The 15,636-nt window shown below is 55.2% G+C and carries 15 protein-coding genes; 4 read left to right on the forward strand and 11 right to left on the reverse strand.

Going from position 1 to position 15,636, the window contains the following annotated elements:
- Positions 1-19: 19 nt before the first annotated feature.
- On the reverse strand, positions 20-622 hold the full coding sequence (locus P0Y67_RS13205) for a LysE family translocator (RefSeq protein ID WP_342392229.1): 603 nt from the start codon (positions 620-622) through the stop codon (positions 20-22).
- A gap of 130 nt (positions 623-752) precedes the next feature.
- Here P0Y67_RS13205 and P0Y67_RS13210 point away from each other — a divergent pair, with 130 nt between their 5' ends.
- Together P0Y67_RS13210 and P0Y67_RS13215 are read left to right on the forward strand one after the other, a co-directional pair.
- Positions 753-2,153, forward strand: coding sequence for an aminotransferase-like domain-containing protein (locus P0Y67_RS13210; RefSeq protein WP_342392230.1), 1,401 nt, complete (start codon positions 753-755; stop codon positions 2,151-2,153).
- An 11-nt stretch (positions 2,154-2,164) separates the two neighbouring features.
- Positions 2,165-3,136 carry a hydrolase gene (locus P0Y67_RS13215; RefSeq protein WP_342392231.1) on the forward strand — a complete coding sequence of 324 codons (972 nt, stop codon included), beginning with the start codon at positions 2,165-2,167 and terminating at the stop codon, positions 3,134-3,136.
- A 41-nt stretch (positions 3,137-3,177) separates the two neighbouring features.
- On the opposite strand, the gene P0Y67_RS13220 is transcribed toward P0Y67_RS13215, so the two are convergent.
- The 3 genes from P0Y67_RS13220 to P0Y67_RS13230 form a co-directional block, all read right to left on the reverse strand.
- Positions 3,178-4,047 (reverse strand): phosphoribulokinase, encoded by an 870-nt coding sequence (locus tag P0Y67_RS13220; protein WP_027250653.1) that lies wholly within the window; start codon positions 4,045-4,047, stop codon positions 3,178-3,180.
- A 127-nt stretch (positions 4,048-4,174) separates the two neighbouring features.
- A complete protein-coding gene (locus tag P0Y67_RS13225) occupies positions 4,175-4,396 on the reverse strand; it encodes a YheU family protein (RefSeq protein ID WP_027250652.1) in 222 nt (73 codons plus the stop codon).
- Between the two features lie 53 nt (positions 4,397-4,449).
- Positions 4,450-4,854, reverse strand: a complete 405-nt coding sequence (locus P0Y67_RS13230) for an OsmC family protein (RefSeq protein ID WP_342392232.1) — start codon at positions 4,852-4,854, stop codon at positions 4,450-4,452.
- Positions 4,855-5,128: 274 nt separating this feature from the next.
- On the opposite strand from P0Y67_RS13230, the gene crp reads away from it, so the two are divergent.
- Both crp and P0Y67_RS13240 read left to right on the forward strand, forming a co-directional pair.
- On the forward strand, positions 5,129-5,761 hold the full coding sequence (gene crp / locus P0Y67_RS13235) for a cAMP-activated global transcriptional regulator CRP (RefSeq protein ID WP_027250650.1): 633 nt from the start codon (positions 5,129-5,131) through the stop codon (positions 5,759-5,761).
- Between the two features lie 181 nt (positions 5,762-5,942).
- A complete protein-coding gene (locus tag P0Y67_RS13240) occupies positions 5,943-6,152 on the forward strand; it encodes a hypothetical protein (RefSeq protein ID WP_027250649.1) in 210 nt (69 codons plus the stop codon).
- Between the two features lie 72 nt (positions 6,153-6,224).
- Here P0Y67_RS13240 and P0Y67_RS13245 read toward each other — a convergent pair whose 3' ends face one another.
- The 7 genes from P0Y67_RS13245 to trpS form a co-directional block, all read right to left on the reverse strand.
- Positions 6,225-7,019: a DUF1338 domain-containing protein gene (locus tag P0Y67_RS13245; RefSeq protein WP_027250648.1), complete on the reverse strand. Its 795-nt coding sequence runs from the start codon at positions 7,017-7,019 to the stop codon at positions 6,225-6,227.
- Positions 7,020-7,057: 38 nt separating this feature from the next.
- Complete coding sequence (astD, locus tag P0Y67_RS13250; protein ID WP_027250647.1) at positions 7,058-8,515, reverse strand: succinylglutamate-semialdehyde dehydrogenase; 1,458 nt, start codon at positions 8,513-8,515, stop codon at positions 7,058-7,060.
- Between the two features lie 17 nt (positions 8,516-8,532).
- Positions 8,533-9,549 (reverse strand): arginine N-succinyltransferase, encoded by a 1,017-nt coding sequence (astA, locus tag P0Y67_RS13255; RefSeq protein ID WP_027250646.1) that lies wholly within the window; start codon positions 9,547-9,549, stop codon positions 8,533-8,535.
- A 136-nt stretch (positions 9,550-9,685) separates the two neighbouring features.
- On the reverse strand, positions 9,686-10,903 hold the full coding sequence (locus tag P0Y67_RS13260) for an aspartate aminotransferase family protein (RefSeq protein ID WP_342392233.1): 1,218 nt from the start codon (positions 10,901-10,903) through the stop codon (positions 9,686-9,688).
- A 421-nt stretch (positions 10,904-11,324) separates the two neighbouring features.
- On the reverse strand, positions 11,325-11,900 hold the full coding sequence (locus P0Y67_RS13265; protein WP_027250644.1) for an aminodeoxychorismate/anthranilate synthase component II: 576 nt from the start codon (positions 11,898-11,900) through the stop codon (positions 11,325-11,327).
- A 105-nt stretch (positions 11,901-12,005) separates the two neighbouring features.
- Complete coding sequence (locus P0Y67_RS13270) at positions 12,006-14,354, reverse strand: ExeM/NucH family extracellular endonuclease (RefSeq protein ID WP_342392234.1); 2,349 nt, start codon at positions 14,352-14,354, stop codon at positions 12,006-12,008.
- Positions 14,355-14,588: 234 nt separating this feature from the next.
- The gene (trpS, locus tag P0Y67_RS13275) at positions 14,589-15,593 is read right to left on the reverse strand and encodes a tryptophan--tRNA ligase (RefSeq protein ID WP_027250642.1); all 1,005 of its coding nucleotides are present in this window, start codon (positions 15,591-15,593) and stop codon (positions 14,589-14,591) included.
- Between the last annotated feature and the right edge of the window lie 43 nt (positions 15,594-15,636).

Raw genomic sequence — 15,636 nt, forward strand, 5'->3', positions numbered from 1 at the left:
TCAAGGCAGCCTGGCTGCCTTACCATATCATCACCACGCAACCCGCGGTCAGCGCTCCCATCACCAGATTGAAAATCCGTCTGGCTTTCGGCTGGTTGAGCCAGCGGCCAATCATAGTGCCAAATCCGGCCCAGAGTGAGACGCAGGGAAAGCCCACCACAAAGAAGATCAGGGCGACCGCCGCCGCTGACAGCCAGTACCCTTCCCCGCTCATAGTAAAGGTGCTGATCGCGGTCACCGACATCATCCAGGCTTTAGGGTTAACATACTGGAACATGGCCGCCGCGAAAAAAGGCATGGGTCTGGCGTCATTGTCTTCAGCCTGGACCCTGCCCCCGGAAGCGGCAATCTTCCAGGCCAGATACAGCAAATAGCCACTGCCCAGCCAGCGCAGGACTTCATGCAGCACAGGATAGCGCACAAAAAGCACCCCCAGCCCGGCCGCTACCAGCAGAATCATACTCACCAGGCCCCCGCCAATGCCCAGCATGTGCGGCACGGTGCGCCAGTAGCCAAAATTAGCCCCTGAGGCCGTCACCATCATATTGTTCGGTCCGGGAGTTCCGGTCATAGTGGCCGCAAATGCGGCCAGAGACATCAAAAATTGCCATTCCAGGTTCATCTGCCACTCCGTGATTCACACCATAATTGTATCGGTACAATTTTAATTTTCACTTGCTTTAACCCCACCAAAGCGGTCAAAATGCAGACTATCAAGGGTGGAATTTGCAATCAAAGGATTTATTGTCACCATGACAATCGAGACCATTCAGCAAGATTTCTTTGAAAGGTGTGACGATGGGCTGCCAAAATACCGTCGCCTGGCCGAAACCATGGCACATCTGATTGAATCCGGCCTGCTGACAGCTGGCAGCAAGCTGCCGACGCACAGAGCCATGGCCGATAAACTGCAGGTCACGGTCGGGACCATTACCCGCGCCTATGCCGAAGCCGAGCGCCGGGGGCTGGTGGAGGCCAGGGTGGGCGCTGGTACGTACGTCTGTCAGAGTAACCGTCCGGGCTGGGTATTCAGTTACCCCACTCAGGCACCCGATGAGTACAATTTCGGCTATAACATCCCGCCTTATCTCGACCGATCAGCGCCGCTGGCGCAGGCGATGCAGACGCTCGCCCAGCAGGCGGATCAGCTCAACCACCTGATGCTGTATCAGGATCCGCAAGGGCTGAGCGAACACAGAGAGGAGATTTGCCGCTGGCTCAACCACCATGGCATTCAGCTCGACCCGGCGCGTATGCATTTTACCTCCGGCGCGCAGCATGCCATTCAGCTGGTACTGTCGGTGTTCTGCCGCAGCGGCGATACTCTGCTGACCGAACAAGTCGTCTATCCCGGCTTTCTCGGGCTGGCCCGTCAGATGCAGCTCAATGTCAAAGCGGTGGAGATGGATCAGCAAGGCCTGATCCCCGAGAGCCTAGATACCGCCTGCCGCCTGTACCAGCCGCGAATGCTTTACTGCACGCCCACCCTGCAAAACCCGACAACAGCCGTCATGAGCCGGGAAAGGCGCGAAGCGATTCTGGCGGTGTGCCGCCGCCATCAGGTGCTGGTGATTGAAGATGATGTCAATGGCCTGCTGCCGGTCGACGCCCCGCCGCCGCTGGTCAATCTCGACAGTGAACAGGTGATCCACTTCGGCAGCCTGTCGAAATGCCTCGCGCCGGGCTTGCGGCTGGGTTACATCCAGGTGCCGGGCAAGCATCAGGACAGACTGAACACGGCGCTACACCATCACTGCCTGATGATCAGTCCGCTGCTCAGTGCTCTGGCCTGCGAGCTGATCCACCAGGGCGATGCCGATCGGCTGCTGACCGCGATCCGGCAAGACATAGCCCAGCGACAGTTGTTGCTCGAGCGCTATCTGCACCCTTATCACATTCAGCATCACGCGCAGAGCTTCCATGCCTGGCTCACCTTGCCGGACCACTGGCGCTTGAGTGATTTTGTCGCCGCGGCACAAGCCAGAGAGGTGGTAGTCAAATCGGCCGAGCTGTTTACGCCGCCGGGCAGCACTATACCCCAGGCGGTACGTCTGGCCATCAGCGCGCCGCACAGTCATGATAAACTTGAACAAGGTCTGGCGATCCTGGCTGAGCTGCTGGCTCAGGAGCCATACCCTGATTTTCCGCTGTGAGAGAGAAGCTGATGCATCATTTTGAGCCCGCCGCTGGCCTGCGTAACGCCCATATACAAACCATTCTGCCGCGGATCATCCGCCGTCAGGCCCGGTTCGAGCCGCTGACAGAGCGCATTCAGACCCCGGATGATGATTTTCTCGATCTGGCCTGGACCGGCACATCGTCTCACCATCCGGCGCACATGCCTGTCATGATCCTCTTTCACGGCCTGGAAGGCAGTTTTCGCAGTCCCTACGCCCACAGCCTGCTGTTTGCCGCCAGACAGCAGGGCTGGCTGGGAGTGATGATGCATTTTCGCGGCTGCAGCGGCGAAATTAACCGTCAGGCGAGAAGCTATCATTCGGGGGAAACTTCTGACGCCACCTTTTTTATCCGCCATCTGCGTGAGCGTTTTCCCCACAATCCCCTGCTGGCGGTCGGTGTCTCGCTGGGCGGGAACATGCTGGTCAATTATCTTGCCGAAACCGGCGCCGCGTCGGAACTCACTGCCGCTCAGGTCATCTCACCCCCCTTGGATCTGGCGGCCTGCTCTGACCGGATACAGCAAGGATTTTCGCGGATCTATCAGCGCTACCTGCTCGATTCCATGAAGAAAAACATGCTGAAAAAAATGGCGTCATTACCTGGTCTGCTGCCCTTGCAGAGCGAGCAGATCACTGAAATCCGCTCGCTGCGCCAGTTTGACGATGCCGTCACCGCGCCCCTGCATGGTTTCAGCAATGCCGAGGATTACTACCAGCGCTGCAGCGGACTGGGCAAACTGGCCCAGATCACGACGCCGTTGCGGGTGATTCATGCCGCCGACGATCCCTTTATGACCGAGGCCGTGATCCCCAGGCAACCGCTGCCGCCGCACATTGACTATCACCTGACCCGGCATGGCGGCCACGTCGGATTTGTCAGCGGCACCTGGCGGGCGCCGAGCTTCTGGCTGGATCACACTGTGCCGGCCTGGTTCCGGGACAAACTGGGGGCATAACACAACAACGCCTGCAAACAGGCGTTGTTGTGTCGTCAGTATTAACCGATCTTGCCGGTGTCAATTAACTGCTGGATGAGTGGCCGCATGATCAGCTCCATCGCAAAGCTCATTTTACCGCCCGGCACCACCAGGGTATTGTGGCGCGACATAAACGAGCCCTGAATCATCGCCAGCAGATACGGGAAGTCCACGTTCTTGATGCCGCGAAAACGGATCACCACAAAACTCTCGTCCAGACTGGGGATCGCTTTGGCACTGACAGGGTTCGAGGTATCGACTGTCGGCACACGCTGAAAGTTGATATGGGTACGGGAGAACTGCGGCGTGATGTAATTCAGGTAATCATCCATTGAGCGGACAATCGACTCCATCACCGCCTCGCGGGAATGGCCGCGATCCCGGGTATCACGGACGATCTTCTGGATCCACTCCAGGTTGACAATAGGCACCATGCCAATCAGCAGATCCACATGCTGTGCCACGTTGACATCGCCGTCCACCACACCGCCATGAAGTCCTTCATAAAACAGCAGGTCGGTATTTTCCGGCAAATCCTGCCAGGGGGTGAATGTGCCCGGCATCTGGTTATACGGCACAGCCTCGTCAAAGGTGTGCAGGTAACGGCGAAACTTGCCGCTGCCGTCTTCGCCATACTGGCGGAAAAAGTTGCCCAACTGAGCAAAGTCGTTGGCCTGCGGGCCAAAATAACTGATATGACGGCCTTGCTCTTTGGCTTTGCGGATCTCCACATCCATTTCAGGGCGGGTGAACCGGTGGAAGCTGTCCCCTTCCAGCCAGGCCGCATGAATGTTCAACATGTTAAACATCTTACGGAAGGCTTCTGAGGTGGTGGACGTTCCTGCTCCGGAGGAACCTGTTACTGCAATGATCGGGTGTTTTGCAGACATGACATACCTTGTCGTTAATCCTAACGGAATCAGTTAGTAACAGGGCCAGAGAAAGCAGTCAAGTTTCACGGGCCCGTGCATCGGCGTCAGCTTCCGTTTTCTGCTGCCGCTTTTCATTATGGCAGCTTTATTCTGCGCTCAGTGAACGGCGCAGTTTAATATCAACCGTTTCATGGAGTTCAGAGAACATAATCACTGCCTCGCCACTATCCAGTTGCTGCCTGACTCTGGCGACCTTCTGCGCCAGACTCAGCTCGCGCTCGCCATAGTCCGTGCCTTCGCGCAGGACAAAGTGTTCTATCAAATTATCGAGTGTCTCTGAGTCCAATTCTTGCCAGGGGATGATCATACTGCTCACCGAAAAATAAGGGGGAAAACCGGCGCGGCTTTCCCGAAACACCATTAAGCGGCGACGATTTCATAAGAATGTGTCAGCGTGACACCTTTGCCCAGCATCAGGCACACAGAGCAATATTTTTCCAGCGAATCACCGACCGCTTTGGCCACCAGCGCTTCATCAAGATCATGGCCAGTCACCACGAAATGCAGATTGACCGAGGTGAAATAACGCGGCGCCTGCTCGCGGCGCTCTGAGGTCATGTTGGCTTCGCAGGCCGTGATGGCCTGGCCGGCACTTTTCAGGCCGTCGACCACATCGACAGAGCTGCAACCGCCGGCTGCCATCAGCACCAGTTCCATCGGACTCGGCGCCGTTTTGCCGCCGTTACCGTCCATGACCACACTGTGGCCCGAGTTTGACTGGCCGACAAAAGTCAAACCTTCTACCCATTTAACACGTGATTGCATGCGATGCTCCTTACTACTCAAACCCGCATTTAAAAACTAAGTCACAACTGTGTGATCATGTGCACAGTAATGCGTCCAAAATGTGCATTTATCGTCACCCAATATCAAGCAATGCGTGTCGAAAAAAGTTAAACTCTTGGACTGAATGTTCACATGCGCTTGCAGCCCAGCCGTTGACTGAATATCCTAGTTGGCAAACAATGATATTGTTATACCCAACCCCAATTCAAGGAATGACGTTGTTGGGCAATACACTGCAGAGGAAGTTAGTAATATGGTTCCAGGTAAACCGCAAACAGATCCAACCTTGGAGTGGTTCCTTTCTCATTGCCACATTCATAAGTACCCTTCAAAGAGTACACTGATCCACGCTGGCGAGAAAGCAGAGACCCTCTACTACATCGTTAAAGGCTCCGTTGCCGTTCTTATCAAGGACGAAGAAGGCAAAGAGATGATTCTGTCCTACCTCAACCAGGGCGACTTCATCGGTGAGCTTGGCCTGTTTGAAGAAGGCCAGGAGCGTACTGCCTGGGTTCGTGCAAAAACACCATGTGAAGTGGCAGAGATTTCCTTTAAGAAATTCCGTCAGCTGATCCAGGTCAACCCGGATATTCTGATGCGACTGTCTGCTCAGATGGCGCGCCGTCTGCAAGTCACCAGCCAGAAAGTTGGCGACCTGGCGTTCCTGGATGTGACCGGTCGTATTGCCCAGACGCTGTTAAATCTGGCCAAACAACCTGATGCCATGACCCACCCGGACGGGATGCAGATCAAAATCACCCGTCAGGAAATCGGTCAAATCGTTGGCTGTTCCCGTGAAACCGTTGGCCGCATCCTCAAGATGCTGGAAGAGCAGAACCTGATTTCTGCCCACGGCAAAACCATAGTGGTTTACGGCACTCGCTGATCACTCAGCTGTGATGCAGCCAATGTGAGTATCAGAAAAGCCGCCCGTGCGGCTTTTCTTGCATTTGCACACCATCCCCCGGCTTTGCATCAGGTTCCTCTAGTCACCTCACAGTTTTTCAGTTGCCTTCCTCATTCCTATTGCTACATTTGGCATATCAGTTTTATGTGGATGTCGCGATATGGATATCGAACGTTTTGCCCCGAATGCGCAGCACAGCCAGCTGCCAACCCGCCCTGTGGTCACTATGGGCCGTTTTCTCACAGCATCAGTGGAGATGACAGGGTTTCAGTCGCCGCGCCAGTTACTGGAACAGGAAGCCGGTCTGCACGCCGGGATCCTGAGTCGTGACAGTGATGCCTGGATGCTGCCTTTGGATCAGCAGCACTGACACCAAGATACCAGAGCTAAAAAAACAGCGACCAGAAGGCCGCTGTTTAAGGTGTTTGTCAGCCAGGCTGCATCACATATTGGTACTTTCGAAGATTTTGTCGGCTGAGGCTTCGACAAAGCCCGGATAGAGTTCCCCGTCTGCCTGATGGTAGCGCTTGGCGAACTCATAAAAACCGCCTGGAATAGTACGTACGCCGTCGGTGAAGGACACATCCACACGATCAGCCATAGTGGATGACTGCTCCAGCATCACTTCCGGATTGCCTTTCACTTCGCCGCCGGCTTCATTGATGCTGAACCCGTTGTGGCGCAGCAGGCTGTTAACCGCCGCCACTTCCGTGAACTGCTCCAGCTGATTGACACTCACCGTAAAGTGATTGGCACCGTAACCGTGAGCGGCCACCCAGCCGGCATACTCGCTTTCCGCGGCCAGCATTTCATAGGTCGCAAAATCCAGCTCCCATAAACGGCCGTTATAGAGGAAGGACGCATCATTCATTGCCCCGTCAGGGATCTGCTTGACCAGCGCACGTACCGTGTTCTGCAATTGTGCAGAGCACTGACCGACCAGCAGTTCGCTGATGAACACTTTCGGGGCAGCCGGATTCGGGTGCTCGAAGTGCTCAGCGTACAGTTTCTTCTGCTCGAAATGGTAGGTGCCGCACGGCTTGTAGCCGATGGCAATAAAAGGCGCAGCCAGAACATCCAGGCTGACCCCAGGCAGATTAAAGGTACGCAGCGCAATATGATCATTTTGCAGAGGCTCTTCCTCTGTCAGCAGATCGTGTACCTGCGCCGCCGACGGGCAAAGACGGGTAGTAAAGTCCTGCCACAGGGCCTCAAACAATTTTTCCACTCTTTCCATGATGCGGTTCCCCTTCGAAAATACGGGTTAAGTATGAGTTACAGTTGGATCCCTGGAGACAGCTGTGCCGGCAATTCGGTTGCCTCACCTTCCATAGATGCCATTGGGTATGCACAATAATCCGCCGCGTAGTAAGCACTCGGACGCAAGTTACCCGAGGCACCCGGACCACCGAACGGCGCATCGCCGCTGGCACCGGTCAACTGGCGGTTACGGTTGACGACACCCGCACGGATATGATCGATAAAGTATTCCCACTCACTGTCGTCAGTAGAGACCAGACCGGCTGACAAGCCGTAACGGGTGTTGTTGGCCATCTCGACCGCCTGAGGCAGCTCCTGGTAACGTGCCACCTGCAGCAATGGTCCGAAGTATTCTTCGTCCGGCAGTTCGGCAATCTTACTGACTTCAATGATGCCCGGGGTCACGATGGCGCCCTGGCCGCGTTCGGCTTTGAGCAGCGGCTCACCGCCCATATCAATCAGACGCTGCTGGGCTGCCACGATGTTATCGGCGGCCAGCGTCGAGATTTGCGGGCCCATGAAAGGTTGCGGCTCGGCAAACGGGCCGTCCACCTTAATGGCTTTGGCCGCTTCGACCAGCGCCGCAATCAGGGCATCCCCTTCTGCCCCTGCAGGGACATAGAGACGACGGGCACAGGTACAACGCTGTCCGGCACTGATGAAAGCCGACTGGATAATGGTGTACACAGTGGATTTCAGGTCGCCGTAGGCCTTGGAGATGACCATAGGGTTGTTGCCGCCCATCTCCAGTGCCAGCATTTTGCCTGGCTGACCGGCAAACTGACGGTGCAGGATATGACCTGTATTGGCGCTGCCGGTAAACAGCAGGCCGTCGATACCGGCCGACTGTGCCAGGGCTTCACCGGTCGCCCGCGCGCCCTGAACCAGATTAAGCACACCGGCTGGCAGACCCGCCTGTTCCCACAGCTTGATGGTTTCTTCCGCCACTTTCGGCGTCAGATCAGAGGGCTTAAACACCACAGTGTTACCCGCCAGCAGCGCAGGTACGATATGGCCATTTGGCAGGTGGCCGGGGAAATTATACGGACCGAATACCGCCATCACGCCCAGCGGACGGTGACGCAGTACGGCTTTGGTACCGGCCACGTCTTTTTCACGCTCACCGGTACGCTCATTGTAAGCACGCAGAGAAATCGCAATCTTACCCACCATGGCGCCGGCTTCAGTGCGCGTTTCCCACAGCGGTTTGCCGGTTTCTTCGGCGATAGTGCGGGCAATGTGCTCGCTGTTGTCTTTGACCAGGGCAGCGAAGCGCTCAACGATAGCCTGACGCTCTTCCAGGCGGGTATGACGCCAGGTCACCAGTGCCTGACGTGCGCTGGCCACAGCCTGCTCAACCTGCTCGGTTGTGGCACTCTTACCTTCCCAGATCACTTCACCGCTGAATGGGTTCAGCGACTGCATCGCTTCGCCCTGACCGGCTTGCCAGTTGCCTGCAATCCATTGTGTCATTTTGTATTCCACCCTAGTTATTGAGCAATCAGGCGAACCTGATCCCCGTTTTTCACTTCTAACACCTTGGCCATTTCCGGAGAAATGATGGCCAGATTACGTTCACCATCCAGTGCCGCTTTACCTACCGTTGCACGGAAACCGGCAAAACGGGTATTACTGATGATGTAATTATGCGAGCTGTGATGTTCGCCGATCTCAACCGTACAGCGCTGAGATGCACGGACCGACTCGATATGGCGAAGATCGCACTCCACCGTGGGGCCGGCATCAAAAATATCGACATAGCCACGGTTGACGAAACCTTCCGCTTCCAGCAATTTTAGCGCCGGGCGCGTATTGTCGTGCACCTGTCCAATCACGGCCTGGGCCTCTTTGCTCAGCAGGTTGACGTAAATGGGCAATTTCGGCATCAGATCGGCAATAAATTCTTTCTTGCCGATCCCTGTCAGGTAATCGGCCTCGACGAAATCAATCGAGAAAAAGTGCTCTTTCAGCCATTCCCAGAACGGGGAATTTCCCTGCTCATCTGATACACCGCGCATTTCGGCAATCACAGTGTCAGAAAAACGGTGGCTGTGCTCGGCCAGCATAAGGAAACGGCACTTGGACAGCAGCTTTCCGTTCAGTCCCTGACGCCACTGAGGACGCAGGAATAAGGTGCACAGTTCACTCACACCCGTGTAGTCATTACCGAACGTCAGTACCTTCAGCACTTTGTGCACATCCAGATGATGTGAATTATGGACCAGGGTGCTGAGGTGATAAGTATAGAATGGGTTATCCAGTCCGACTGCCGCTTCCAGGGCGGTCGTACCAGCAATTTCGCCTGTCTCAGTGTCTTCCGCCACCATGAGGTAGCCTTCCGGACCCGGTGCAGTGACGTCTTTATTAAAGCTTTCCACTGAATGCGCAATCCGATTGCTGAGGATCTCCTCATTAACCGGCAATGATGTGAAGCCGTGACCTGATTCGTCGGCGCACATCATCAGTGCAGGTAAATCAGCTTTTGTAATTGGACGTATAACCAGCATCGAACTCCCTCCTGATGCAGGTAGCAACACAGGTTGCTAACTCTGAATATCTGTTATTTCTTTCTCTTCTAAAAACTACCCCGGGTGACACCCGGGGCAGCAAGCAGGGCAAGCGATGGTGCCTGCCCTTGTCTTATTATTGGTTGTAAAGCTTGGCGATGGCACGTTCCAGACGGGCCAGACCTTCTTCGACATCCGATTTTTCAATCACCAGAGAAGGCGTGAAACGCACGACATTGGTACCGGCTACCAGCACCATCAGACCTTCTTCGCCGGCCGCCAGCAGCACATCACGTGCACGGCCCTGCCAGTCAGCATTCAGGGCTGCGCCCAGCAACAGGCCCTTACCGCGTACTTCGGAGAAGATAGGGTACTGGGCATTGATTTTCTCAATCCCGTCGCGGAACCATTGCTCACGCTCTTTGACACCGGCCAGCACTTCCGGCTTGCTGACTTCCTCAACCACAGCCTCGGCCACGGCACAGGCCAGCGGGTTACCGCCGTAGGTAGAACCGTGGGTACCGATTTTCAGGTGCTGTGCCAGCTCAGTGGTGGTCAGCATGGCGCCAATCGGGAAGCCGCCACCCAGCGATTTCGCTGTGCTCAGGATGTCAGGCGTCACGCCCAGCCCCTGATACGCGTAGAACTCACCGGTACGGCCGTTACCTGTTTGTACTTCATCGAAAACCAGCAGTGCGTTGTGTTTGTCACACAGCTCACGCACGCCCTGGATAAATTCCTGGGTCGGAGAGACGATACCGCCCTCGCCTTGCAGCGGCTCCATCATCACAGCACAGGTGCGGTCAGAGATGTGTGCGGCCAGCGCGGCCAGATCGTTGTAAGGCAGGTGCGTCACCGCCTGAGGCTTAGGACCGAAACCGTCAGAGTAGGCCGCCTGGCCACCTACGGTCACGGTAAAGAAAGTACGGCCGTGGAAACCTTGTTTAAAGGCGATGATCTCGTCTTTTTCCGGACCGAATTTGTCGGCCGCGTAACGGCGCGCCAGCTTCAGCGCGGCTTCGTTTGCTTCGGCGCCAGAGTTGGCAAAGAAGACTTTCTCGGCAAAGCTGACTTCCGTCAGTTTTTTCGCCAGGCGCAGTGCCGGCTCATTGGTCATGACGTTGCTCAGGTGCCAAATTTTCTCACCCTGCTCTTTCAGTGCTGACACCATAGCCGGGTGACAATGGCCCAAGCAGCTCACCGCGATACCACCGGCGAAATCGATGTACTCACGATCATCCTGGTCCCACACACGGGCACCTTTACCTTTCACCGGGATGATTTGCATTGGGGCATAACAAGGTACCATGACCTCATCAAAGGTTTGACGTCCTACTTTTTGATCCGTCGCCATTATACTTTCCTTCTGTGTATATCGCTTTGCGCATAGTATTTACATAATTTTAACCGATTCCAATAGCAGAAAATGTTTTTCCTTTGCGGAAAGTGCGTCATATAACTGCGATGGATACATATTTATGCGCGAGTAAGGAAAACTTATTAAGACGATTTTAAGGAAAGGTGTTTTTCCCTGTAGGAATCAATGCCCCTGTTCATGATTTGGCCAAGTGCATAAGCTTGCGACAAAGGACGGATGAATATTTTTCGGCCAATGTTAAGAAAAGTGATGCAGATCGCGCTTGTGAGACAGCCAAAATCGCCAAAAACACCCATTAGAAAGACTAATGACTCATTAGCCAGGCCACATTTGACAAGGCCTGTCAGCGAAAAAAGAGAAAGAAAGGGACAGGTAACAGGAGGGATAAAAGCCGGTTTCAACGACGCAGAAAATTGGCCAGCAACTGATGACCCTGCTCAGTAAGAATACTTTCCGGGTGGAACTGGACACCTTCCAGCGGCAGAGTGCGATGGCTGATACCCATAATCTCATCCGGCTCGCCGTCTTTTTCTGTCCAAGCCGTGACGTCGAAACAGTCAGGTAAGCTATCGGCCTGCACCACCAGCGAGTGATAACGGGTCACCGTCAGGGGGTTATTCAGGCCGCGGAACACACTGTGGTTATTGTGCCGCACCGGGGAGGTTTTGCCGTGCATCACTTGCCGGGCGCGCACGACTTTGGCACCAAAGACCTGCGCCATCGACTGATGCCCCAGGCAGACCCCGAGGATCGGCAGTTTGCCAGCAAAATGGGCAATCGCCGCCAGGGAAATACCGGCATCATCCGGGGTGCACGGGCCGGGGGAAATTACCAGATGGGACGGTGCTAGCGCGGCAATCCCCGCCAGATCAATTTCGTCATTACGGACCACCTTCACCTCAGCACCCAGTTCACAGAAATACTGATACAGGTTGTAGGTAAAAGAGTCGTAATTATCAATGATCAACAGCATAAGTCTCCCTGCCCTGGCAAAATCGGCGCCCTATTTTGCAACAGGGAGGGAGAAAGGCAAGCAGGATTGCCTCCTGCCGGCCTTTTTCACGTCAAAAGCGCGGGATCAGTGCTTCATCTGACAGCTGTCACCGTTATACACCGCTTTCAGGCGGCCGGTTAAGCGCAGCGGCGTGTAGCTGCAAGGCACTTCGAACACCCCGTAAGCCAGCAGGCTCAGGCTCACCTGATCGCCGGCAGCAATGCCGACATGGTTTAAGAACACATTGTCCTCACGGTAGCGACGCTGCTTGCCCGGCATCAGCCATGTTTGCGTGCTGTCCCAGTACCAGCGATTAAATACCGGATAGACAGGATGGGCACTCTTGTTTTTGAAGGTCAGCTGGAAACGGCGGGGGTCCGGCTGTGGATAGCGCAGGCTGACCACCACAGGATCATGGTCTGAGGCAGAATAAGGCCCGGCCGATTTCACCAGATCCCCTGTGTGCTTATCTGAGTATTCAAACAAGGTACTTTCGAGTGAATTGATGTGCCACTCTTCGATACCCGCCACTTTCCCGGCCAGCGACAGGTTAGCCAGCGCGTGATCCAAACTGCCCAGCTCGCCCTCATAGCTGTAGGAATAAGCCGGCGCGTCATGGCCTTTGTCGGCCAGATTCACCAAGCCCAGCCCTTTGCCCGCTTCGACGCCCTGCTCATGCAGCACTTTGCCGGCCACTGAGGTGCCGGACGCCGACAGTATCTTGCGCTCTGCGCTGGCCGGATCATAGTCGGTCAGGACACGGATAGGATCTTCCTTGGCGTACGCATTCATATCGCCCAGCACCAGCAGATCGCCGTCGATAGTATTCAGCGTCTCAGCCAGCACCATAGCGGCAGAGACCCGGAACGCATTACAGTGGCCCTGCAAATCCGCCGGATCGCTGTCAAACTCGCCATTGATCCAGTCTTCATAGCAACCTGAGCATTTGGATTTCAGGTGATTCACCACCACGGTTAATGGCTGCGCGTCCACCGCGCCTTGCACCGCAAAAGTCTGCATCAGGCTGTCACGCTGGTACTTATCCAGCTGTTTCGTCTCGCCCTGAGGATTCACCCCGGACAGGTGCTGCTCCGGCATGCGGATCACCTGCGCCGCTGACGCCGGCTGTACTTTGCCCGGACGGTAGATCAGCGCCACTGTGATGGCATCCGAGCCCAGAAACCGGCCCTGGTGCATGTCAGCCTGCTCAATAGTGATGAAGCTATAGTGATCCGCCGGATCACTGAACTGCTGGTTCAGCGTAGTGACCAGATTGGCCAGCGCACTGTCATCACCAAAACCGTTATTTTCCACTTCCATGATACCGACGATATCGGCATTCATGGCCGTCAGCGCATTGACTATCTTGCTGCGCTGCAGCTGGAAATCACTCAGGGTTTTAGCACCGCGGTTGCAGCCACTGGCCGCATCGGCATCGGCCTGATCTTTACACATCGCATTCAGCGCGCCGCCTATGTCACTGTCACTGGTAAAGAAATTGAGCACATTGAAACTGGCGACTTTCAGCTGCGTATCCGGCACCGCCTGCGGGGCCGGGGTACGATCCTCATGATGGATAAAATCCGCCGCCGACAGGGTATTGGTGGGCAGCAGACGGTACTCGCCGTAGCTGTAGCCAATCACCCCTTCAAGATTCACGACAGTATCGCCCACCCGAATATAGCCCTGCTCGGCATCCAGTGCCGGGAAATAAGGCATCACGCCATCCGGTGCCTTGGCATCCGTATCAATGTAGAGCTGATTACGGTCATTCGCTGCCGCCAGGGCTTTGGCTTGCTCGCTGCCGGCCACATAGAGCTGAGTGGGTTTCATTAACGGCGCCGCGTGTGACAGCACCATATTGTTACGGTACGAGGAGTAATCGAAACCAAAATTGCGGGTCACTTTCAGCTGGCTGTCTGTTACCAGCCGGACACGCATGCCTTCATAGCGCTCCATGGCATCGGCCAGCTGCTCACCGTCTCTGACGCTAATGGCAACCGGTGCCGGTACAACGCCCGGGGCCTCAATCGCCAGCTGGTCCTGCTCGGCCAGCAACTGCGTCAGGTCGTAATGCTCTTTAACCCTGGCTTTGAGGCACACCGTCATGCCCGGCTGCACATCCGCCGCCACCTTAGTGCCGGTGTAGACAAAGATACCGTCAGAAGTGTCAGGGTTGTCATCACCCTGCAGATCCTGCATGAAGAAGCCTTTGTAAAGGCTGGTCGCTTTGGCCGTCACCACCCCGCGCACGTAATAAGCCTCCGGGCTGGTGTACTGGCCCTCAGGGATCACTGGGCTCTTGAGGCCGTCTCCCTGAAGCTGATAAATCGGGGTCAGGGTTTGCGTGTCACAGCTAAAGGTGTCGGCCATTGCCGGCACAGGCAATAAGCCCATGGCAGCCGCCAATGGCAAAAGTGTGGTTCGTAACATGTCTGCAATCCTTTACATTTATTGAGAGCTATATGTAAAAAGGAATGCATTATTTAACACTTATACATCTCATAAATGTGACAGCATTAACAAACACCACACATATGCATCATGTGACGTCATTTTAGTGATCTTACTCTAAAAATCAGCAGGGGGAATTTGCGGCAAACGGAGACAAAAAAAGCAGAAGGTGCTGCCTTCTGCTTACATTTGTACGCTTAATGAGATTGGCGATTACGGGCGGGTGACAAAACCCACGGCCTGGTAGACTTTCTTCAGCACCTCGGCGGCACGCGCAGAGGCTTTCTCGGCACCGGTTTTCATTACCTGATCCAGGAAAGCGCGATCTTCACGGTATGCGTGATAACGCGCCTGTAGCGGCTCCAGCATCGCCACCACCGCTTCAGCAGTATCTTTCTTCAGATGGCCATACATCTTATCGCTGTACTCGGCTTCAATGTCGGCCAGGCTCTTGCCTGTCACACCCGACATAATGCCCATCAGGTTCGACACCCCTGGCTTGTTCTCGATATCAAACACCACACGTGGCGGTTCTTCAGAATCGGTCACCGCGCGCTTGATCTTCTTGGTGATCGCTTTCGGATCTTCCAGCAGACCAATCACATTGTTGCGGTTGTCGTCTGACTTGGACATCTTCTTCAGCGGATCCTGCAGGCTCATGACGCGCGCACCAACAGGCGGGATGTAAGGTTCTGGCACCACAAAGGTATCGCCATACAGATTGTTGAAGCGAATCGCGATATCACGGGCCAGCTCCAGGTGCTGCTTCTGGTCATTGCCCACAGGCACCTGATGCGCGCCGTACAGCAGGATATCTGCCGCCATCAGCACAGGATAAGAAAACAGGCCGGCATTGATGTTTTCCGAATGACGCTGCGACTTGTCTTTAAACTGCGTCATACGGTTCAGCTCACCCATCTGGGTGTAGCAGTTCAGCACCCAGGCCAGCTGCGCATGCTCAGGAGCATGAGACTGCACGAACAGCGTGCTCTTTTCCGGGCTGACGCCCACCGCCAGACACAGCGCCAGCGCATCCAGCGTGGCTTCACGCAGCGCGACCGGATCCTGACGGACTGTGATGGCATGCAGGTCCACCACACAGTAGTGGCAGTTGTACTCATCCTGCATTTGTTCCCACTGACGCAGCGCACCCATGTAGTTACCAATACTTAACTCACCGGAAGGCTGTACGCCACTAAATACAATGGGTTTACTCATGATGGGATATTCCTGTTGTCCTAAACATATCCGGCGGCACCTA

The organism is Photobacterium sp. SP02 (assembly GCF_038519165.1).
Taxonomy (GTDB): domain Bacteria; phylum Pseudomonadota; class Gammaproteobacteria; order Enterobacterales; family Vibrionaceae; genus Photobacterium; species Photobacterium halotolerans.